Genomic DNA, 20,152 nt, shown 5'->3' with positions numbered 1-20,152 from the left:
ACCGTCACTCATTTGTTCAGCACCGCCTCCAGCACGGCCTTTGCGATCGGCGCGGCGGTGTGGCCGCCGGTCGCCTCCGCGCCGACGTTGGCCGCACCGGACTCGACGATGACCGCGAGGGCCACCTTCGGGTCCTGGGCAGGCGCGAAGGAGATGAACCAGGCGTGCGGCGGCTGGCCGTCGGCAGTCTCCGCGGTGCCCGTCTTACCCGCTACTTGGACGCCTGGGATCTGCGCCAGGTTGGCGGTGCCGTTCTGAACGACGCTCACCATCATCTCACGCAGCTTGCCCGCCGTCTCGGAGCTGACGGCTTCCGAGAGCTCTTGCGGGTCGGCCTGGTCGACCGTGTCGCCCTTGGCGTCGGTGATCTTGTTGACCAGGTACGGCTTCATCACCTTGCCGTCGTTGGCGATGCCCGCGGCGATCATGGCCATCTGCAGCGGCGTCATCCGGTTGCTGTTCTGGCCGATGGAGGCCATCGCCAGGGCGGCCTTGTCGTAGTCCTTGCCGAAGTCGCTCTGGGCCACCGCCATCGGCACGGCGAGCGGCTGGCCCATGCCGAACTTCTCGGTCTGCTCCTTCATCTTGTCGAAGCCCAGCTCCATGCCGATCTTGCCGAACGGCGTGTTGCAGGACTTCTCCAGCGCGTACGTCAGCGTGACCGAGCCGGAGCCGCAGGCCGTGCCGCCGTAGTTGGGCAGGCTGATGCTCGTGTTGGGCAGGGGCAGCCGCTGCGGCGCGTCCACGGTCGTCTGCGGCCCGCGCGAGGAGTCGTCCTCGAGGTAGGCCGCCGCGGTCACCACCTTGAACGTCGACCCCGGCGGGTACGTCTGGTCGATCGTACGGTTGAGCAGCGGCTGGCCCTTCTCCTTGGCCAGCTCGTCGTAGCGCGGGAAGACCTTGGTCTTGTCGGTGCCGGAGAGCTCGGTGGGGTCGTAGGTCGGCAGCGAGACCATCGCGAGGATCCCGCCGGTCTTCGGGTCGAGCGCGATGAGGGCGCCGCGCTTGCCGCTCTGGCGCAGCGCGTCGTAGGCCGCCTTCTGCGCCTTGGGGTTGATCGTCAGATCGACGTTGGCGCCCTTGGCCGGCTCGCCGGTGAACAGGTCGATGCTCCGCCGCAGCAGCAGGTCGGCGCTGGAGCCGTCGAGCAGCTGGTTCTCGGACTTCTCGATCGCGCTCTCGCTCTCGGGCGAGAAGAAGCCGGTGACGTGCGCGTAGAGCCTGGCCTCCGGGTACTCCCTGATGAACCGGAACTCGTCGCTCTTGGTCTCGACCGACTGTGCGAGCACCTTGCCGCCCGCGGTGATGCGCCCGCGCTCGATGGCGTAGCGCTCGTAGAAGTTGCGGGTGTTGCGAGCGTCCGTGCGGAAGTCCTCAGCCTTGACGGCCTGCAGGTAGTTCACGTTGATCATCAGGAGCGCGAACATGGCCAGACAGGCCACGGCGATGCGCTTCAGAGTGCCGTTCATCGCTGGAACACCTGTGTCAGTCCTTCGTTCTGGATCGCCTGGGGCGGGGGCCGCCGTGCCGCGTCCGACATGCGTACCAATAGCGCGATAAGGATCCAGTTAGCCAGCAATGCCGAGCCACCCTGGGACATGAACGGGGTGACCAGGCCGGTCAGGGGGATGAGGTTCGTCACACCGCCGACGATGATGAAGACCTGCCAGGCCAGGATGAACGACAGGCCGCCCGCCAGGATCTTGGAGAACGGGTCGCGGGCCGCGAGCGAGGTGCGCAGGCCGCGCTGGACCAGCAGGGCGTACATCATGAGCAGCGCCATCAGGCCGGTCAGGCCCAGCTCCTCGCCGGTCGCGGCGAAGATGAAGTCGGAGAAGGACAGCGGGATCAGGTAGGGGTGCCCCTGGCCGAGCCCCGTGCCCAGGATGCCGCCCGCGCCGAACCCGAACAGGCCCTGCATGGTCTGGAAGCTCTTGCCGCACATCGGGTCGCCCGCGCCGCCCTGCTGGCAGACGTCGGCGTTGCCGTAGTAGACCTCGTTGGTGGGGTCGAGCCAGACGTCGAAGCGGGCGCCCACGTGGTCGAAGATCTGCCCGGCGACGAAGGCGCCGCCGACGAAGAGCAGGATGCCGATCAGCACCCACGACGTGCGCTGGGTCGCGATGTAGAGCATCGCGATGAACGTGCCGAAGATCAGCAGCGAGGTGCCCAGGTCCTTCTCGAAGACCAGCACCAGCAGGCTGAAGCCCCAGGTGACGAGGACCGGGCCGAGGTCCCTGGCCCTGGGCAGGTCGATGAAGAGCAGCCGCCGCCCGGCCAGGGCCAGCACGTCGCGCTTGGCCACCAGATAGCCGGCGAAGAAGACGACCAGCGCCAGCTTGGCGAACTCGCCGGGCTGGATGGAGAAGCCGCCGATGCGGATCCAGATCTTGGCGCCCTGCACCTCGCTGAGGCTGCCGGGCAGCACCGCGGGGATGGCGAGCAGCACCAGGCCGACGGCGCCCGCGGTGTAGGTCAGCCGCTGGAGCATCCGGTGGTCGCGCAGCACGATCAGGGTGATCGAGAACATGACGACGCCGAGACCGGTCCACATGATCTGGCTGGCGGCGGACGCGCCGCGCATCCCGGAGGCCTCGAGCCGGTAGATCGTCACCAGGCCGAGGCCGTTGATCAGGGTCACCAGCGGCAGGATCAGCGGATCGGCCCAGGGGGCGAACTTGGCCAGGACGAGATAGGCGGCCAGCATCAGACCGCCCAGGCCCAGGCCGTACGCCAGCATGCCGGCGGGGATCTTGCCGTCGACCGCCAGGCCCACGTTGGCGTAGGCGCCCATGATGATGGCCACCGCGAGGGCCAGCATGACGAGCTGGGCCAAGCGGCGCTTGGCCGGCATCGGGACGGGGGAGGGTGCGACTTCGCTCATTTACCGTTGCTTCGTCTTGGTCGCGCTCGCGGATGGCGTGGGCGACGAGCCGGCGGTCGTGGAGGGGGTGTCGCTGCTCTTCTGGTCCGCGCTCTTCTGGTCTGCGGAGAACTTCAAAGCATTGATCCTCGTCATGCCTTCGTCGACGTTGGTGACCGGGATGCCACTCCTGATCAGCGCCTGGTCGGCCTCGGACAGCTGGGAGAGCTGTCGGCCCGTGGCCTTGGAGACCTGGAAGAGCTGGAACGGCCCCAGCTCCCTCTTGACCCCTTGAAAAACGACCACTTCGTCGCCCCTAGCGCCGACGAAGAACTGGTCCTGGGTCCACTGGTATCCGAAGTAGCCGCCGACACTGACGGCGACCACCCCTACGCCGAGCACGGTGACCAGCACGGGCCACAGACGACGACGCTTGCGCCGGGGCGCCTCGGCGACCGGCTCATCGAAGTCGTCATCGGTGAACACCGGCTGGGGTGCGGTCACCGCGCCGGCTCGCCCCGGCTGGGTCTCCTGCGGGCTGCCGTGCAGCCGGTTCATGCCCGCGGCCCCGACAACGGCGGCCTCGGTGGCCGCCTGCTGCCCATCGGTGAGCTCCAGCACGTCGGCCAGCACGCAGGTGATGTTGTCCGGCCCGCCACCCCGGTTGGCGAGGTCGATGAGCTGGCGCACGACCTCTTCGGGATCGTCGATGTTGGTGAGCGTGGCGTGCAGCGTCTCCGCGCTCACCACGCCCGACAGGCCGTCGGAGCAGAGCAGGTAGCGGTCGCCCACCTGCGCCTCGCGGAGCGTGAGGTCGGGATCGACCTCGCCGCTGCCGTCGAGCGCGCGCAGCAGGATCGAGCGCTGCGGATGCGTGGCGGCCTCTTCCGGCGTGATGCGCCCGTCGTCGACGAGCTGCTGCACCAGCGTGTGGTCATGGGTGATCTGGTAGAGCTCCCCGCGCCGGAGCAGGTAGGCGCGCGAGTCGCCCACATGCACCAGGGCGACCTGGGTGCCGTGCCAGAGCATGGCCGTGAGAGTCGTGCCCATGCCTTTGAGGCTGGGATCCCGCCCCACCATTTCGTGCAGCCTGCGGTTGGCGTCGCGTACCGCTGCCTCGATGGTGTTGAGCAGGTCACCCCCCTGTTGGGCCTCTTCCAGAGAGGCCATGGCGGCGATGGCGACTGAGCTCGCCACCTCGCCGTGTGCGTGCCCGCCCATGCCGTCTGCGACGGCGAGCAGGCGGCCGCTAGCGTACGCCGAGTCCTCGTTCCCTTCGCGGAGGAGGCCGACGTCCGAGCGGGCGGCGTAGCGGAGTGCGATGGTCATTTGCGCAATTCAATGACTGTCTTGCCGACGCGGATCGGAACACCGAGCGGCACCGGGGTCGGGCGGGTGACTTTCGAGCGGTCGAGATACGTGCCGTTGGTCGAACCGAGATCTTCCACGATCCACTGACCGTCCTGGGGGAAGAGCCGGGCGTGCCGGCTGGAAGCGTAGTCGTCCGTGACTACCAGCGTGGCGTCATTGGCCCGGCCAATGGTGATGGGCGTCTCCGTGAGGTTAATGGTGGTGCCTTGCAGCGGGCCACCCGTAACGATGAGCTGGCGTGGCTCGCCCTTTTTGCTTTTGGGCTTCGCCACGGGTTTGGCGGGTTTCACGTTACGTGGGCCCGCGGGAGCCGTGCGTGAACCGAACAAGTCAGTCCGGATCACGCCGACTGCGGCAATGACGAAGAACCACAGCACCGCCAGGAAAGCGAGCCGGATCAGCAGCAGCGTGAGCTCGGACATGGACCGTTTGTCTACCCCTAATCGCGCCGGAACACCAGGGTCGTGCGCCCCAACGTCACTCGCGTGCCGTTCTGGAGCTCGATCCTGCGTACCGGCTGGCCGTTGACGAAAGTGCCGTTGGTGGACCCGAGGTCGACGAGGGCCACCGTCTGGCCCTCTACCCGCAACTCCGCATGGTGTCGCGAGACGCCCGGATCGACCAGACGAAGATCGCAGTCGGTGCCCCTGCCGAGCAAGGTCACCGGAGTGGTGAGCTCGTAGGAACGGTCGCCCTGCGGGTCGTCCTGGGTGGAGACGAGCAGCCTCGGCCGCCCGTTGAACGCGTTCGGCCTCGACGGAGGCAGGTCGCTCGCCGGCTGGCGAATCTCGTCCTGCTCGACCGTCGCACCGCGGATGACGCCGGACCTGATGCGGAACAGCCCCACAGCCAGGTCGCCGGCGGTCTCGAAGCGGACCCGGACCGGTCCCACAAAGGAGTAGCCCTGCTCCTTGGCGTACTCCCTGGCGAGGTTGGCCAGCTCGTGGCTGATGCTGTCGGCGTAGACCTCAAGCCGCTCGCTGTCGGTCGTGGACAGCTCAACCACGAAGTCGTTGGGTACGAGCGTGCGACCTTGAGCGACGATCGCCGCACGCTCATCCATCTCCCGCTGAACCGCGCTGGCGACCTCGACCGGCTGAAGGTCAGATTTGAACGCCCGCGCAAAGGCCCCCTCAACCAAGCCTTCGAGCCTTCGCTCGAAGCGCTGAAGGACTCCCACCGGGTACCTCCCTTCCTCCGTGCATATGATCGCGGCCCCCAGGCGCGTATGGCGCCCGGTTTCCGCTCGTTCCCACGTCACGGTGTCCCTGGCGCTCGTCGGCTGTCGCGCCCAGCTCCTCCGCTCCCGTGTCTTATGCGATCGTATCCGGGTTCAGTACCACTGGCTGTTCCGTGCTAGTGTTCTTTCCGCACCCACAAGGGCGGGTGGCGGAACGGCAGACGCGCACGGTTCAGGTCCGTGTGTCCGAAAGGACGTGAGGGTTCAAATCCCTCCTCGCCCACTCGTTGGCTGGGGGCTCCTGGTCGCAAACCTGGTGGTTTGCTCCCTCGAGCCCCCTCGTCATTTCTCCCGGGGGATAACCCCCGGACCCCCAGCGTTTTCTGGGGGAGTTCCCCCAGGCCCCCCGTCCGGGAGGTCTCCCTCCCGGGCCCTCCATCCTTGTGGGCGGGTTTGGTGCATCGCAAGGGGTGGCGTCAAAGAACCTGTGATGGGCGTGCCTTTTTTTGGAGGCACGCCCTTGTGATTTAGGTCACATTATGCTGCTTTGGTGTCCAGGAGTTCGCCCAAGAGGTCGGTGAGGCTGACCATTCCGATCACTTCGCCTGGTTGATTTGTGACCAGGGCGAGGTGGGCTCTGGCCTCCTGGAGGGCCGTTACCGCTTCTGGGACCTGGGTCACGCAGGGGAGTTTTGGTAGGGGGCGGGAGAGGTCTGCTGCGGTGCTTGACGGCTGCAGGAGAGCGTCTCGGGCGTGTAGGGCGCCTCTTACGTTGCCTGGGGTGCCTACCAGGAGGCGGAGGTGGCCGCTCTTGGCTGCCGAGTCCTTGATTGTTGTGGTGTCTGCCGATGGGGGGACCATTGCCGCCTGGTCTATGGGAACCATCAGGCGTTCTATGCCCTCGTCGTCGAGTCTCAGGGCTCTGGTGAGGAGGTCGTGCTCCTCTCTGTCCAGGAGTCCCATTCTGCCGGACTCGCCTACCAGCATGGCGAGTTGGCGGGGGGTTCTTGTGGTTGCGAGTTCGTTGCGGGGCTTTACTCCGAACAGGCGGAGGATGGCGTTCGTCAGGCCGTTCAGGGCTGACAGGAGGGGGCGCATCAGCCACGTGAAGGCTCGGAACGGGAGGGTCAGGAGGAGGGCCGAGCGCTCCGGGTGGGTCAGGGCCCAGGACTTGGGGGCCATTTCGCCTACCACCATGTGGAGGAAGGTCACCAGGGCCAGGGCGATGGTGAGGGCTATGGGGAGGCGCAGGGACTCTGGGACGCCTACGGCGGCGAAGACGGGCTCCAGGGCGTGTTCTATGGCCGGCTCCGTTACCTGGCCCAGGCCCAGGGTGCAGAGGGTGATGCCCAGTTGGGCGCCGGCGAGCATGAGGGAGAGTTGTTTGCCGCCGCCGATCGCCGATCTTGCCGTCAGTCTGATCAGGCGGTTGTTGTTGCGGGAGGCTATCTCCTCCAGGCGGTGGCGCCTCGAGGAGACGAAGGCGAACTCCGCGGCCACGAAGAGCGCGTTGAAGGCCAGCAGTGCCAGGCTGAGGATGAGCAGGGTCATCGGGCCGCCTCCGCGTGCTTGACCGGGGACAGGCGGACCCATTCGGGCACCCTGCGGTTGAGGGAGATCACTGTCAGCTCTGCCAGGTGTTCCTGTTCGTCTTCCGCGAACGGGTCGGGGTCCTGCTCGATCGGGACCGTCACTGTGTCGCCCTCGTCGGGCATCCTTCCGAGCTTCGCGAGGATCAGGCCCGCGAGCGTGTCGTAGTCGTCGCTCTCCGGAAGTGCCACGCCTGTGGCGCGTTCGACCTCGTCCAGTCGTAGGGTGCCGGGCACCTCCCAGACGCCGTCCGGCCGCTCGACCGCGCCGACCGGCTCCGGGTCGTTCTCGTCGACCAGCTCGCCGACCAGCTCCTCCGCCAGGTCCTCCACCGTGATGACGCCGGCCAGGCCGCCGTACTCGTCGATGACGCAGGCGATGTCGTCCTTGGCCGCGCGCATCTTGTCCAGGACCGCCGGGATCGGCACCGAGTCGGGGATGAGCAGGGCCGGCCGGGAGATTTCCGCGATCTCGCCCTCCTCGAGGCCCGAGGAGAGGAGCTCGCGTACGCCTGTCACGCCCGCCACGTCGCCGTCCTCGTTGAGGACCGGATAGCGGGAGTGGCCGCAGCTGCGCATGATCTCGATGAGGTCGCTGATCGGCTGGTCGGCGCGGAGCACCACTACGCGGGGGCGGGGGACCATGATCTCCTCCGCGGTCCTGTCGCCGAACTCCAGAGCCCTTTCCAGGAGGTCGGAGAGTCTCGGCGGCAGTTCGCCGGCCCTCGTCGACTCCTCGATGATGCGGGAGAGCTCCTCCGGCGTCGCGCCGTGCTCGACCTCCTCGACCGGCTCGATGCCCACGCGCCGGAGCAGACCGGTCGCCGCGGAGTCGAAGAGCTTGACCAGGGGTCCCACCACGGCCAGGTAGACCAGCGTCGAGCTCGCCAGGAACTTGGCCACCGGCTCCGGCCTGGCTATGCCGAGGTTCTTGGGGGCGAGCTCGCCCAGGACCATCTGGACGACGGTCGCCACGAAGACGCCGATGGCGACCGAGAGGCCGGTGATCACGGTGTCGGGCATCCCGGCGTCCGCCAGCCACGGCCGTACGATCGTGGCGATGGCCGGCTCGGCCAGGAAGCCGACCAGCAGCGCCGTGACGGTGATGCCGAGCTGGGCGCCCGAGAGCATGAAGGAGAGGCGGGAAGTGACCTGGAGCGCCTTGTCGGCGGCTTGGTCGCCCGCCGCGGCCTGCTCGCGCAGAAGTGCGCGGTCCGCGGCTACGAAGGCGAACTCCTGGGCGACGAAGTAACCGGTCGCCGCCGTGAGGAGAAAGAGGGCCAGGAGGCCCAGATAAGCGCTCACCATGGTGAGCCCTCAGAGGAACCCGTGCCAGAGCACGGGCGAAGACTCCACGGGTCCGGAGCGGACACGATCTTCCTTTCGATAGAGGTCGTCCATAACCGTAACGATGCGGTTGGCGTCTATGTTTCCGAAGTGACTCATCGCTGGTTCCGCGTACTTTTACGTGGGAAAACCTTGGCCGAGAGTCTTCACTGACGCGGGGTTCGACGTAGCGTTTATGACAACCGAAGGAAGAGGGCAAAGTGTCTGAGGACGACCGGACGCGGGCCATGCGGTCACCAGGCGACGGCCGCCCGCTGCCACCGAAGCCCAATGACGGGCTGGTGCGTTCAGGGGGTGCGCCGGCCCATGAGAGCCCGTTCGGCGGGCCGGGCGCGCCGACGCACAAGCTTCCGGCAGTTCCACAGGGACCCCCTTCGGATGCGCCGCCCAAGGGTGGGCGCGTGTACGGCAAGGCCCGTGCCGGTAACAGTCCGGTCCGGCCGCTGCGCTCGAAGGGCGGTGAGCCGGCCGGTCCCGCGCGGCCGCGCATCCGGCTCTCCGGCAAGACCATTCTGAAGATCGTGGCCGGGCTGCTGGTCGTCCTGCTCGTCGCGGCCGTGGGCCTGTTCTTCTGGATCAACTCCCGGATCACCGGCATCGAGGGCGTGCTCGACGACTACCAGGGCCGCATCGCCGACACTCCGGGCACCAACTGGCTGCTCGTCGGCTCCGACAGCCGCAAGGGCCTGTCGGCCGCGGAGCGGAAGAAGCTGGCCACCGGCAGGGCCGTCGGGCAGCGTACGGACTCCATGATGCTGCTGCACATTCCCGACACCGGCGACAAGCCGACGCTGGTGAGCCTGCCGCGCGACTCGGCGGTCACCATCCCCGGCAAGGGGCGCGACAAGCTCAACGCCGCCTACAACGGCGGGCCGCAGCTGCTGGTCCGCACCGTCGAGTCGGTCACCGGCGTGCACATCGACCACTACATGGAGATCGGGTTCGCCGGGTTCGTGAACATCGTGGACGCCATCGGCGGGGTCGAGATCAACGTACGGGCCGCCGTGGACGACCCGAAGGCGGGACTCAAGCTGAAGAAGGGCACCCAGGTGCTCAACGGCGCCCAGGCCCTGGGATACGTGCGAACCCGCAAGGGCGGCGCGCTGCCCGACTTCGAGCGGACCAAGCGGCAGCGGCAGTTCCTGGGCGCGGTCGTGAAGAAGGCGGCCAGTCCTGGGGTGCTGATCAACCCGTTCACCTCGATCCCGCTGGCCATGAGCGCCACCGACGCGGTCGCCGTCGACTCGGGGACGGGGGCCTTCGACATGCTGTCGCTGGGGCTGGCGATGGGCGACAGCCCGGTGACGACGGTGGTGCCGTTCGGCGGGAACGAGACCGTCCCGAGCGGCGGCACGGCGGTCAAGTGGGACCGCACCAAGGCCCTGGCCCTCTTCGACGCTCTCAAGAGCGACAAGCCGGTTCCCCAGAACATCATCGACAGCAACTGAGCACTAACCTGCCGGCCATGGCCATCTCGGAGAAACTGCACAGCATCGGCCGTCCGATGCTCCAGGCGCAGCTGGAGCATCCCACCGTGGCCGGCATCGGGCGGGGCGACCTGCCCGAGCCGGTGTTCAGGTCGTGGCTGGAGCAGGACTACCTGTTCCTGCTCGACTACGTACGGGTCTTCGCCCGGCTGGCCTGGCAGGCTCCCGCCGGGCACCTGGGCGACCTGGTGGACCTGGCGCACACCACGTACCACGACGAGCTGAGCCTGCACAGGTCGCTGTCGGCGGAGTTCGGGGCGGATCTGGAGGGGGCGGTGAAGGGGCCGGCGTGCGCGGCGTACACGGCGTTCCTGCTGGAGTCCGCGGCGTCGTACGGGGAGGGGCTGGCGGCGCTTTATCCGTGTATGTGGGGATATTCGAGCCTTGGGCGGATATTGGCGGAGAATCCGCCTGATGAGCCGAGATATCGGGCTTGGGTGGACACGTACGCGGATCCGGGGTTCGAGGCGCTGACCGTGCGGATCGCGCAGATGATCGACGAGGCGGAGCCGGACCCGGCGCGGGCGGAGGCGCTGTTCGCCGAGGGGATGGCCCACGAGCTGGCCTTCTGGAACGTCCCCTAGCCGCCGTACGCTGGTGGCATGCCGGAACTTCCTGAAGTGGAGTCTCTCACCCACTTCCTGCGCGAGCGGGCCGTGGGACGTACGGTCCTGGGGGTCGACGTCGTGGCCATCCAGGCGCTCAAGACGTTCGACCCGCCCGTGACCGCGCTCGGCGGGCTGTCCGTCACCGGCGTGTCGCGGCACGGCAAGTTCCTCGACCTCGACTGTGACGGCCTCCACCTGGTCATCCACCTGGCCAGGGCGGGGTGGCTGCGCTGGCGCGACGACCTCTCGGGCGCGAAGCCGGTGCGCCCCGGCAAGGGGCCGCTCGCGGTACGGGTCCGGCTGGCGCCCGACGAGGAGGGGCCGGCGCCCGGGTTCGAGCTGACGGAGGCGGGGACGCAGAAGCGCCTCGCCGTCTATGTCACGAAAAATCCGGAAGACGTCCCCGGCATCGCCTCCCTCGGCCCCGACCCTCTCCGCGAGTCCTTCACCGTCGACGCGCTCAAGCGCATCGTGAGCGGCAACCGCACCCAGATCAAGGGGCTGCTGCGCGACCAGAAGATCATCGCGGGCATCGGCAACGCGTACTCGGACGAGGTGCTGCACGCGGCCAGAATGTCCCCGTTCAAGATCGCGGCGTCGTTGACCGACGCGCAGATCGCCGACCTGCACGAGGCCATCGTCACCATGTTGAGCGAGGCGGTGGAGCGGGCGCACGGGCTGGCGGCCAAGGACCTCAAGGCGGAGAAGAAGTCCGGGCTGCGCGTCCACAACCGGACGGGCCAGCCGTGCGACGTGTGCGGCGACACGATCCGCGAGGTGTCCTTCGCCGACTCGTCCCTGCAGTACTGCCCCACCTGCCAGACCGGCGGCAAGCCGCTCGCCGACCGGCGCCTGTCCCGCCTGCTGAAATGAGCCGCGCTCCGGTTATCGCTCGGCGGGTCGGTTCTCTCTTGTAACCGGGGCATGTTTTCGGCGAGCATGGGCACCGTGGAATCACCCGGTCACTGCGACAGCGCCATGGAAGACGACTACGACGTCCGCCAGTGGGACACGCGGGAGGACTGCGAGGTCCGTCAGATACTCGACCGCATCGCGGACAAGTGGTCGCTGCTGGTGATCGCGCTGCTCGACTGCCAGAGCCTGCGCTTCACCCAGCTCCGCCGCGAGATCGACGGCGTCAGCCAGCGCATGCTCAGCGTGACCCTGCGCCAGTTGGAGCGCGACGGCCTGGTCACCCGCACGGTCCACCCCGTCGTGCCGCCCAGGGTCGACTACGCGCTGACGCCGCTCGGCCGCACGCTCCACCAGACCATCAAGACGCTGGTCACCTGGACGGAGGAGCACCAGCAGGAGATCGCCGCCGCGCGTGCCGCCTACGACGCGAGGCGCGAGATGATGGAAGCATGACCGTACCTGAGATCGAGGCCAGCGCAGTTCCCGACGACGCCTACCTGCTCGACGTCCGAGAGCAGGACGAGTGGGTCGCCGGGCACGCGCCAGAGGCCGTCCACATCCCCATGACCCAGATCCAAGGGCGGGTGGACGAGGTGCCCGGCGACCGCACGGTCTACGTCGTCTGCCGGGTGGGCGGCCGGTCCCTGCAGGTGGCGGCCTGGCTCAACCAGCTCGGGCGCGACGCGGTCAACGTCGGTGGCGGCATGCAGTCGTGGGAGTACGCGCGCCGTCCGATGGTGAGCGAGACCGGGCAAACGCCCTTCGTGGCGTAAAAAGCTACAAAAGCGGGCGTAAAGCCTCCTGTGGCATTTCCGCCGCCACTAGGGCATGATGAGGGCGCCAACTTCAGATCGTCGCGGGAGCTCGGGGTTCGCCGGGCTGAGAGGGCAGCACAGATCCGCTGCCGACCGCCTGAACCTGTCCGGGTAATGCCGGCGTAGGGAGTGTGCGATGACGCATGTCGCCGACGAAGTTCCCCTGACCCTCGAGGGCAGGCCGCCGAAGACCCTGGGCGTGCTCGACCAGGGTGCGCTCTGGGCGAACCTCGGGGTCAGCCTCCTGGGCTTCTCCGGGGCGCTGCTCCTGCTCGACCCGCTCGGCGGGGCCCCGCTCAGCCTGGCCGCCGCGCTGGTGGCCGTCGTGGTGGGCAGCCTCGTCGGCACGGCCATGGTGGGCCTGTCCGCCGTCCCTGGCACGCGGACGGGGCAGCCCGCGATGGTGCTGCTGCGGGGGCTGTTCGGGGCGAGGATCTCGTACGTGCCCACGGTGCTGAACATCGTGCAGATGATCGGCTGGGGTGCGTTCGAGCTGTGGGTGATCGCCAAGGCGGCCGGCGCGATCTTCGGCGCGGTGCCGTACCAGGTGTGGGTGATCGCGGCGGGGGCGCTGACCACCGCGCTCTCCATCTGGCCGCTCGGGTCGGTGCGGATCCTGCGGCGGTACGTCACCATCGGGGTGGTCGTGTCGCTGGTCTGGTTCGCCTGGTTCTTCCTGACCCGGGCGCCCGCGCACACCGGCGGGTCCTGGGCGGCGTTCGCCCCGGCCGTGGACTACGTGATCGCGCTGTCGGTGTCGTGGGTGCCGATGGCGGCCGACTTCGCCCGGCACTCCCGGTCGAGCGGGGCGGCGTTCACCGGCGTGGTCGCCGGGTACACGCTGGCGCAGGTGGCCTGCCTGGGGCTGGGCGTGTACGCGGTGGCCCTGGCGGGGGCGGACGCGGTGCGGGCCGACGGGACGTCGGTGTTCGGCCCGTTCGTCGCGGTGCCGCTGGGCGCGCTCTTCTTCGCGATCCTGGTGCTCCGCGAGACCGACCAGTCGTTCGCCAACGTCTACTCCACCACGCTCTCGCTGCAGAACCTGATGCCGCGCGTGGACCGGCGCATCTTCTCCACCGCCATCGGCGTGCTGACCGTCGCGATCGCCCTGTTCGTGGACGTCAACTCGTATGGGGCGTTCCTGGGCGTGATCGGGGCGGTGTTCGTGCCGATGTTCGCGGTGCTGGCCGTGGACTACTTCGTGCTGGGCGGCTCGCGCGGCTGGAACACCGAGGAGCACGCGCCCTCGCGCTGGTCGAGGCTGGTGCCGTGGGCCCTCGGCTTCGTGGCGTACTGGCTGACGACCTCCACGCCCACGCTCCCGCAGTGGGACGCCTACTGGCAGTCGGTCCGCGAGGCCATCGGCTTCGCCCGGCAGCCGTGGATGAACGGGGCGCTCGGCGCGGCCGTCGTGGCCGCGCTGGTGACCCTGCTCATCGGCGCGTTGACGCCCGCTGCTCGACGTTGAGCAGGTGCTGCTTGGCCGCTTGGCCGCCCGCGTAGTCGCCGAGCCCGCCGTCCTCGCGCACCACGCGGTGGCACGGCACGATCACGCACACGGGGTTGGAGGCCAGCGCGTTGCCGATCGCCCGCAGCGCGCGCGGCCTGCCGATGCTCGCGCCGATCTCCTCCAAGGTCGTCGTCGTGCCGTACGGGATCGCCGTCGTCTTCTGCAGCACCGTGCGGGCGAACGGCGTGGCCAGCGTCAGGTTCACCGGTGTGGCGAACGCGCGCAGGCGGCCGGAGAAGTACGCGTCCAGCTCCCTGCGCACCGGGTCGAGCCGGCGGGCGTCCTGCCCGATGAAGCTGCCCACATGCCTGGTGAGCAGCTCGAACACATTGTTCTCCGGCTCGAAGCTGCACGCCACGATGCCCTTGGCCGTCACCGCGAGCACCAGCCTGCCGACGGCGCCGTCATAGGTGCCGAACGCGATGTCAGGGGGCGTCTCACCTCGATAGGTGCTGGACGTCACGCGCAACAGGGCTTCAAGATCGCCACTCGACATGCGCCCACCCGTCCCCACCGAGAATCACCGTGACCGCAGCGTATCGGACGGATCGCCCGACGGACCCACCTTGCCACGTGCACTATGGAGGAGTGGGGGACGAATGGGCCGGGAGTGACGACGAGATAGCTCGTGCTGCCCTCGCCAGTTCGCCCAACGCCGTCGTGGTCGTCGACCGGGACCAGAGCGTGCTGGTCTGGAACGAGGCTGCCGAGCGGCTGTTCGGGTGGACCGCGGAGGAGATGCTCGGGCGCCGGGCGCCGATCGTGCCCGGCGAGCTCACCGCCGAGCACAACGCCGTCCTGGAGCGCGTACGCACCGGCGGCCAGGTCTCGGTTCGCACCAAGCGCCTGCGCGGCGACGGGACCGTTCTGGACGTCCGGGTCGACATCAGCGCGCTGCGCCTGGGCAGCGCCGTGGCCGGATACGTCTGCGTCCACCATCTCGCGCGCGCCGACGAGCTGGCCAGGAACCGCATGGCCCGCAGGGCGCGGCTGGTGCGCAGGCTGACCGACGTGGTCGGCGACATCAACTCCGAGCTCGAGCTCTCCGCCGTGCTCGACCGGATCTCGGCCAGCCTCACCGAGCTCACGGGGGCGGACGCGGGCGGGTTCGTGCTGATCGAGGGCGACCGGTTACGCCTGGTCAGCACGTACCAGCTGCCGGCCGCCATCAGGGGCACCACCACGGACCTGCGTACGAGCCTCGTGGACAAGCTCTTACGCACCGGCAAGACCGTCCTGCTGCAGTCGGACGAGCTGGACGACCTGGTGTGGGCGCGGCTGAAGGGCCTGCACACGATCGCGCTCGGGCTGGCCGCCGTCGGCGGGCGCCCCTACGGGGCTCTGTACGCGCTGTTCGCCGAGAGCACGCCCGGACACCTCGAGCTGGAGCTGCTGGAGCTGCTGGCCGGGCACGCCGGCATCGCCGTCGGCAACGCGGTGGCCTACCAGGAGGCGGTCCGGCAGCGGGCGCACGAGCAGGCCGTCTTCGACGCCAGTGCCGACGGCATCGCGGTGCTCGACGAGGCCGGCCGCGTGGTGCGGTGGAACCCGGCCGCCGTCGAGCTCACCGCGTTCCCCGCCGAGGCCGTCATCGGCGGGCCGCCGCCGTTCCCGCTGCCCAAACCGGGCGAGAAGGTCACGTTCCAGATGGAGAGCGGGCGGTGGCTGGACGTCGTGAGCGCGCGGATCGAGGAGACCGGCGAGGTGGTCATCGACTTCCGCGACGTGACCACGGCCAAGGAGCTCGAGGAGGCCAAGGACCTGTTCCTGGCCACGACCAGCCACGAGCTGCGTACGCCCATCACGATCGTGCGCGGGTTCGCCAGCACCCTCGACAGGCGCTGGGACAAGATGAGCGACCCCGAGCGCCGCTCGGCCGTCCACACGATCGCCGAGCGCGCCAGGTCGCTGGGCGAGCTCATGGACCACCTGCTGCTCGGGGCCAGGGCGGGGGCGGACGAGCTGAAGGTGCGCATCGAGGAGTTCGACCTGGCGGAGCGGATCGACGCGGCCACCCTGGGGCTGCCCGCGCTGTCGGACAAGCACCGGGTCGAGGTGGACATCCGTGACGGGCTGCCGTACGTGCTCGGTGACGCGCTGGCCACGGACATCGTCCTGGGGCAGCTGCTGGAGAACGCGTTCAAGTATTCGCCCGAGGGCGGGCTGATCAGCGTGGCGGCCTGGCCCGAGGGCGACAACGTGGTCGTGGTCGTGGACGACGAAGGCGTGGGTATCGCGCCGACGGACCGCGAGCGGATCTTTGAGAGGTTTGTCCAGGTGGACAGCGGGGACCGGAGAAGGTTTGGTGGAGTAGGGCTCGGTCTTTACATCGTCCGTAGCCTCGCGAGAGCCCAGGGCGGAGACGTGAGCGCCCATCCGCGACCGGAAGGGGGGACGAGAATGCGGCTCTCGCTACGAGCTGTTTCCCCTATCCGATCCGACACACCGATGCGGTAACGAGGTGGTCACAGTTCCGCTGATCTATCGTCCAATGTGCACAAGCTGTGATCGAGATGCGGTTTCTGGGATCGAGTAACGGGGCATTTCGGTCGTACCGGGGAGTGTTCCCGCGGGGGGCACAGGGAACGGGGAGGTGGGTGTGTCAAGCGTGGTGCTGCTGCCGTACGCGCCGTCCAGCGTCGCCGTCGCCCGCCAGCGTCTGAGCAATGAGCTGCAGGACAGCGGGGTTTTTTCCGCGGCGATCGACGATGCCGTGCTGGTGGTGAGCGAGCTGCTGAGCAACGCGCTTAGGCATGCGCACCCCCTGCCGTCGGGCATGGTCAGAGTGGCCTGGCTGCGGAGTGACGATCACCTCGAGGTGGCGGTGAGCGACGGGGGCGCGGCGACCGAGCCGCGGGCCGGCCGCCCGACCCTCTCATCGCTCGGAGGCCGGGGGCTCGGCATCGTGGAGTACGTCGCGGAGAGCTGGGGGGTCCGGCACGACGGTGACACGACGACGGTGTGGGCCATCCTGCCCGCTCCTCGGGTGTCGATGAACGGGCAGGTCAAGGCCCTTAAAGAGGCCGGCTAGCGAGCACTGCCCGCTCTCCCGCGGCCCACGCCGTGGAGACGAGCAGGTAGAGCGCGCCCGCGAGCGGGAGCACCAGCGCGGCGAGCACGGAGCCGTACGGCAGCCACGGCAGGAGCCTCCTCAGCCACTGCGGTTGATCTTCTGCAACCTTGATGTTTCGGGCGGAGAGCCACGCCACCGCTGCGACCAGCGCAATGACCATAACGAAGACCAAAACCGGCATGCTGACCAGACCGTAATTAGCTACCACGCCGGCCACCTGCTGCCCCAGTGGAGCCCCGAACAGGTCATGACCCACCAGCGCGGTCGGATGCGTGGCCACCCGGTACATCAGCCACATGAACGGCAGCTGCGCCAGCATGGGCAGGAATCCGGCGAAGGGCGAGGTGCCTTCCTTGGCGAAGAGCGCGGACATCTCCCCGGACAGGCGCTCGGGGTTGCGCGCGTGGCGTTTCTGCAGCTCGCGCAGCTTGGGGGCGAGCCGTTCGCGGACCTTCATCGCCCGGTCCCTGCGTACGTCGAGCGGCAGCAGCAGGAGCCGTACGGCCAGGGTGAACAGCACGATCCCGAGCGCGGCGCTGCCCCCGGACAGGTTGATGACGAACGTGACAAGAGAGTCGATCATGAGCCCTACTTCGAGTGATCGAATGGATCAGGGCTCACCCGTCGCGTTCGAGGAGCCCCGCTTGACGTCGAAGCGGGGCATGCTCAAGGAGCTCGTGGACGCGAGCGGCCTGCCGCGTCCGGGTCGCGCTGGCGCTGGAAGGCCGTGCGGCGCGCGTACGACAGCGGAAAGCTTGCCGGCTCCCCACTGAGAACGGGCAGCAACATGGCTGCCCACGTGGCAAGCAGCAGGATCGCCATCATGGTGATCCCGATCAGCCACGGGTCGAACAGGAAGGACGTCAACTCGACCGGGAGGACTTGCCCATCACGGTCACCACGATGAAGACCAGGAAGGCCACCACACCGATGATCAGGGCGACCTTGAGCAGGCCCATCACCATCGGCAGGAGGAAGTTGAAGAGCACGAAGAGGCCGAGCAGGCCCCCGATGACGAGCATTACGACTCTACCCATGCAGCCACCGTACGTCCTCGGACCATGATCCGCGAGGCTTACGAACCAATGACGTCCATGACACTTCCCCGGGTCCTGGCCGTACCGTGAAGGCGTGAACACGCGCATCCTGGTCGTCGATGACGATCCGACCGTCTCCGAGGTCGTCGCGCGCTATCTGGAGCGTGACGGGCACGACGTCGAATGCGTCGGCGACGGCGTGGAGGCACTGCGCAGGGCGCTGGCCGACCCGCCCGATCTCATGGTGCTCGACCTGATGCTGCCCAAGATCGACGGGCTGCAGGTGTGCAGGAAGCTCCGGGAGCGCTGGCCCGTACCCGTGATCATGCTGACCGCGCTCGGCGAGGAGATCGACCGGGTGGTGGGGCTGGAGACGGGGGCCGACGACTACGTGGTCAAGCCGTTCAGCCCGCGCGAGCTGGCGCTGCGCGTGCAGTCCGTGCTGCGGCGGGCCCGCGGGGCCTCCGTCACCGGCGGCACCGGCGTGCTGCGGGACGGGGACCTGGTGGTGGACGTGGGAGCCCACGAGGTACGCCTGCGGGGCGACGAGGTGATGCTGACCGCCCGGGAGTTCGATCTGCTCGCCCACCTCATGCGCAATCCGCGGCAGGCCTTCAGCCGCTCCGCGCTGCTGAACCAGGTGTGGGGGTGGTCGTTCGGCGACTCCTCCACCGTGACCGTGCACGTCCGGCGGCTGCGGGAGAAGATCGAGCGGGATCCGACCGAGCCGCGGAGGATCGTCACGGTGTGGGGGGTCGGCTACCGGTACGAGCCGATGGAGGGCGGCACCTGATGGTGCGCTCCGGCGAGCTGCTCATGGTCGTGGCCGTCACCGCGGGGCTCGGCCTGGTGATCGCGCTGCTCGGCATCGGGGTGATGTGGCGCCTGCGCACCAGGTCCATCGGCGTGATGCTGGCCGTGGTCGTGGTGGTCGCCGTGGCGGCGACGCTGGCCGGGGTCGTGGCCATCATCATGAAGATGATCATCGGCGGGCCCGTCAAGGACTTCGTGCTGAGCGTGGTGGCCGTGGGCGGGCTGGTCGGGCTCGGGGTGGCGTTCGTGCTGGCCAGACGGGTGGTCAGGGAGAGCAGGAGGCTGGTGTCCGCCGTGCGGGCCGTGCCGTTCGAGGCGCCGCGCGGGCTGCCGGCCGAGCTCCAGACCATCGCGAACACCCTGGAGGAGGCGTACGCGCGGGAGCGGGCGCTCGAAGGGGCGCGGCGCGAGCTCGTCGCCTGGGTGAGCCACGACCTGCGGACGCCGCTGGCCGGGATGCGGGCAATGGTCGAGGCGCTGCAGGACGGGGTGGTGTCGGACCCGCCGACGGTCGCGCGCTACCACGCGCAGATCAAGCTGGAGGTGGAGCGGCTCTCGGCGATGGTGGACGACCTGTTCGAGCTGTCGCGGATCCACGCGGGGGCGCTGCGGCTCTCCCGGTCGCGCATCGGGCTGGCCGACCTCGTGGCCGACACGCTCGCCGGGGCCGAGCCGCTCGCCAGGGCCAAGGGCGTGCTGCTCACGGCGGAGGCGTCGGAGTCCGTGCCGGTGGAGGCCGACGCGGGGGCGCTGGGCCGTGCGCTGGGGAATCTCGTGGTCAACGCCATCCGGCACACGCCGTCGGACCGGACCGTGGTGTTGCGGGCCGGGGTGGACGACGACGGGATGGCCTGTCTGTCGGTCGCTGATTGTTGTGGGGGGATTCCTGCGGAGGACCTGCCCCGGGTGTTCGAGGTGGCCTTCCGCGGGGAGGCGGCCCGTACTCCTGCCGCCGGAGGCGGGGCGGGGCTGGGGCTGGCCATCGCGCAAGGGATCGTGGAGGCGCACGACGGGGTGATCGGGGTGGTCAACGACGGGCCGGGCTGCCGGTTCGAGATCCGGCTTCCGGCGGTCGGCTCCGGAGGCCTTTGACCCCCCTGGATCGCCCCCGTCTCAGGCGCTCTCGGGAAGTGTCGCTTCGGGTGGTGGTGGCGCCTCCGCCTGGTCTCTGGGGACGCCGAACGACTCCAACATCGCCCGAAATGTCGGACAAGGCCAGCGCCACATGCAGCTCCGGCACCTCAGGATCGGGTGGGCGGCGTCGCTGGTGATGCCGCCCGCGTCCCTCGGCTGATGGAGATCCAGCAACCGCAGCCCGAGCTCCGAGAACCTGAGCAGGTCACTGCGGGCGCCCGACAGGAAGTCGAGGTCCTCGACCGCGAGCCGGGTGCGGATGGGGACGTAGCCTTCGCGGTTCACCAGGCCGCGGAGGCGTTCGGCTTCTTCATGCCATGACGTGGCCTTCTCTGTGCGGATGAGGATGGTCTCCAGGCTCTCCCGGAGCCCTTGGCGCTGGGGGTCTTCAGGTTTGTCTGTTTTCATCG

At 68.8% G+C, this 20,152-nt stretch carries 22 protein-coding genes, 1 tRNA gene and 1 riboswitch; of the genes, 11 read left to right on the top strand and 12 right to left on the bottom strand.

The features are described from left to right. Positions 1-8: 8 nt before the first annotated feature. From AB0H84_RS35335 to AB0H84_RS35315, 5 genes are read right to left on the bottom strand one after another with little or no spacing between them, the layout of a single operon-like run. Positions 9-1,469: a penicillin-binding protein 2 gene (locus tag AB0H84_RS35335; protein WP_357614208.1), complete on the bottom strand. Its 1,461-nt coding sequence runs from the start codon at positions 1,467-1,469 to the stop codon at positions 9-11. After that, on the bottom strand, positions 1,466-2,884 hold the full coding sequence (locus AB0H84_RS35330; protein WP_357614205.1) for an FtsW/RodA/SpoVE family cell cycle protein: 1,419 nt from the start codon (positions 2,882-2,884) through the stop codon (positions 1,466-1,468). Before AB0H84_RS35330 ends, AB0H84_RS35335 begins: the two co-directional genes overlap by 4 nt. Beyond that, positions 2,885-4,192 carry a Stp1/IreP family PP2C-type Ser/Thr phosphatase gene (locus tag AB0H84_RS35325; protein ID WP_357614202.1) on the bottom strand — a complete coding sequence of 436 codons (1,308 nt, stop codon included), beginning with the start codon at positions 4,190-4,192 and terminating at the stop codon, positions 2,885-2,887. After that, positions 4,189-4,656: an FHA domain-containing protein gene (locus AB0H84_RS35320; RefSeq protein WP_344999426.1), complete on the bottom strand. Its 468-nt coding sequence runs from the start codon at positions 4,654-4,656 to the stop codon at positions 4,189-4,191. Before AB0H84_RS35320 ends, AB0H84_RS35325 begins: the two co-directional genes overlap by 4 nt. Before the next feature lie 17 nt (positions 4,657-4,673). Continuing rightward, the gene (locus tag AB0H84_RS35315; protein ID WP_091081864.1) at positions 4,674-5,414 is read right to left on the bottom strand and encodes a DUF3662 and FHA domain-containing protein; all 741 of its coding nucleotides are present in this window, start codon (positions 5,412-5,414) and stop codon (positions 4,674-4,676) included. A gap of 200 nt (positions 5,415-5,614) precedes the next feature. On the opposite strand from AB0H84_RS35315, the gene AB0H84_RS35310 reads away from it, so the two are divergent. After that, a tRNA-Leu gene (locus AB0H84_RS35310) sits at positions 5,615-5,697 on the top strand. Positions 5,698-5,951: 254 nt separating this feature from the next. Here AB0H84_RS35310 and AB0H84_RS35305 read toward each other — a convergent pair. Both AB0H84_RS35305 and AB0H84_RS35300 read right to left on the bottom strand, forming a co-directional pair. Continuing rightward, a complete protein-coding gene (locus tag AB0H84_RS35305) occupies positions 5,952-6,965 on the bottom strand; it encodes a hemolysin family protein (RefSeq protein ID WP_357614200.1) in 1,014 nt (337 codons plus the stop codon). Then, a complete protein-coding gene (locus tag AB0H84_RS35300; RefSeq protein WP_357614197.1) occupies positions 6,962-8,311 on the bottom strand; it encodes a hemolysin family protein in 1,350 nt (449 codons plus the stop codon). The genes AB0H84_RS35305 and AB0H84_RS35300 overlap by 4 nt, the downstream gene beginning before the upstream one ends. Before the next feature lie 440 nt (positions 8,312-8,751). Here AB0H84_RS35300 and AB0H84_RS35295 point away from each other — a divergent pair, with 440 nt between their 5' ends. From AB0H84_RS35295 to AB0H84_RS35270, 6 genes are all read left to right on the top strand, one after another. Then, positions 8,752-9,798, top strand: a complete 1,047-nt coding sequence (locus AB0H84_RS35295) for an LCP family protein (protein WP_357614194.1) — start codon at positions 8,752-8,754, stop codon at positions 9,796-9,798. 17 nt (positions 9,799-9,815) lie between these two features. Next, on the top strand, positions 9,816-10,421 hold the full coding sequence (locus tag AB0H84_RS35290) for a TenA family protein (protein ID WP_357614191.1): 606 nt from the start codon (positions 9,816-9,818) through the stop codon (positions 10,419-10,421). 18 nt (positions 10,422-10,439) lie between these two features. Continuing rightward, on the top strand, positions 10,440-11,318 hold the full coding sequence (locus AB0H84_RS35285) for a DNA-formamidopyrimidine glycosylase family protein (RefSeq protein WP_357614188.1): 879 nt from the start codon (positions 10,440-10,442) through the stop codon (positions 11,316-11,318). Between the two features lie 105 nt (positions 11,319-11,423). Further along, complete coding sequence (locus AB0H84_RS35280; RefSeq protein WP_357614470.1) at positions 11,424-11,813, top strand: helix-turn-helix domain-containing protein; 390 nt, start codon at positions 11,424-11,426, stop codon at positions 11,811-11,813. Further along, positions 11,810-12,133: a rhodanese-like domain-containing protein gene (locus tag AB0H84_RS35275; RefSeq protein WP_357614185.1), complete on the top strand. Its 324-nt coding sequence runs from the start codon at positions 11,810-11,812 to the stop codon at positions 12,131-12,133. Before AB0H84_RS35280 ends, AB0H84_RS35275 begins: the two co-directional genes overlap by 4 nt. A 73-nt stretch (positions 12,134-12,206) precedes the next feature. After that, positions 12,207-12,322: riboswitch (TPP riboswitch) on the top strand. After that, positions 12,312-13,643 (top strand): cytosine permease, encoded by a 1,332-nt coding sequence (locus AB0H84_RS35270; protein WP_357614182.1) that lies wholly within the window; start codon positions 12,312-12,314, stop codon positions 13,641-13,643. It overlaps the preceding riboswitch by 11 nt. Here the strand turns inward: AB0H84_RS35270 and AB0H84_RS35265 are convergent. Beyond that, on the bottom strand, positions 13,609-14,181 hold the full coding sequence (locus tag AB0H84_RS35265; protein ID WP_357614179.1) for a methylated-DNA--[protein]-cysteine S-methyltransferase: 573 nt from the start codon (positions 14,179-14,181) through the stop codon (positions 13,609-13,611). The two genes, AB0H84_RS35270 and AB0H84_RS35265, sit on opposite strands and share 35 nt — an antisense overlap. Before the next feature lie 92 nt (positions 14,182-14,273). Between AB0H84_RS35265 and AB0H84_RS35260 the strand changes: the two genes are divergently transcribed. Beyond that, entirely contained in the window at positions 14,274-16,142 is a 1,869-nt protein-coding gene (locus tag AB0H84_RS35260) for a PAS domain S-box protein (protein WP_357614176.1), read from the top strand. Between the two features lie 136 nt (positions 16,143-16,278). After that, positions 16,279-16,716: an ATP-binding protein gene (locus AB0H84_RS35255; protein WP_357614173.1), complete on the top strand. Its 438-nt coding sequence runs from the start codon at positions 16,279-16,281 to the stop codon at positions 16,714-16,716. Here the strand turns inward: AB0H84_RS35255 and yidC are convergent. The 3 genes from yidC to AB0H84_RS35240 all read right to left on the bottom strand — a co-directional run bounded on the left by yidC (position 16,700) and on the right by AB0H84_RS35240 (position 17,795). Beyond that, positions 16,700-17,341 carry a membrane protein insertase YidC gene (gene yidC, locus AB0H84_RS35250; RefSeq protein ID WP_357614171.1) on the bottom strand — a complete coding sequence of 214 codons (642 nt, stop codon included), beginning with the start codon at positions 17,339-17,341 and terminating at the stop codon, positions 16,700-16,702. The genes AB0H84_RS35255 and yidC overlap by 17 nt on opposite strands. A gap of 83 nt (positions 17,342-17,424) precedes the next feature. After that, entirely contained in the window at positions 17,425-17,625 is a 201-nt protein-coding gene (locus AB0H84_RS35245; protein WP_357614168.1) for a DUF6412 domain-containing protein, read from the bottom strand. Next, positions 17,622-17,795 (bottom strand): hypothetical protein, encoded by a 174-nt coding sequence (locus tag AB0H84_RS35240; RefSeq protein ID WP_357614165.1) that lies wholly within the window; start codon positions 17,793-17,795, stop codon positions 17,622-17,624. Before AB0H84_RS35240 ends, AB0H84_RS35245 begins: the two co-directional genes overlap by 4 nt. Before the next feature lie 94 nt (positions 17,796-17,889). On the opposite strand from AB0H84_RS35240, the gene AB0H84_RS35235 reads away from it, so the two are divergent. Both AB0H84_RS35235 and AB0H84_RS35230 read left to right on the top strand, forming a co-directional pair. Further along, positions 17,890-18,588 (top strand): response regulator transcription factor, encoded by a 699-nt coding sequence (locus tag AB0H84_RS35235; RefSeq protein ID WP_357614162.1) that lies wholly within the window; start codon positions 17,890-17,892, stop codon positions 18,586-18,588. Further along, entirely contained in the window at positions 18,588-19,700 is a 1,113-nt protein-coding gene (locus AB0H84_RS35230; RefSeq protein ID WP_357614159.1) for an ATP-binding protein, read from the top strand. Before AB0H84_RS35235 ends, AB0H84_RS35230 begins: the two co-directional genes overlap by 1 nt. 21 nt (positions 19,701-19,721) lie before the next feature. Here the strand turns inward: AB0H84_RS35230 and AB0H84_RS35225 are convergent, their stop codons facing one another. Then, positions 19,722-20,150: a hypothetical protein gene (locus AB0H84_RS35225; RefSeq protein ID WP_357614156.1), complete on the bottom strand. Its 429-nt coding sequence runs from the start codon at positions 20,148-20,150 to the stop codon at positions 19,722-19,724. Positions 20,151-20,152: the final 2 nt, after the last annotated feature.

This window comes from Nonomuraea sp. NPDC050786, from assembly GCF_040654115.1.
Taxonomy (GTDB): Bacteria; Actinomycetota; Actinomycetes; order Streptosporangiales; family Streptosporangiaceae; genus Nonomuraea.
Note: the sequence above shows the minus strand (reverse complement) of the source record. Positions and strands in the feature narration are given on the sequence as shown.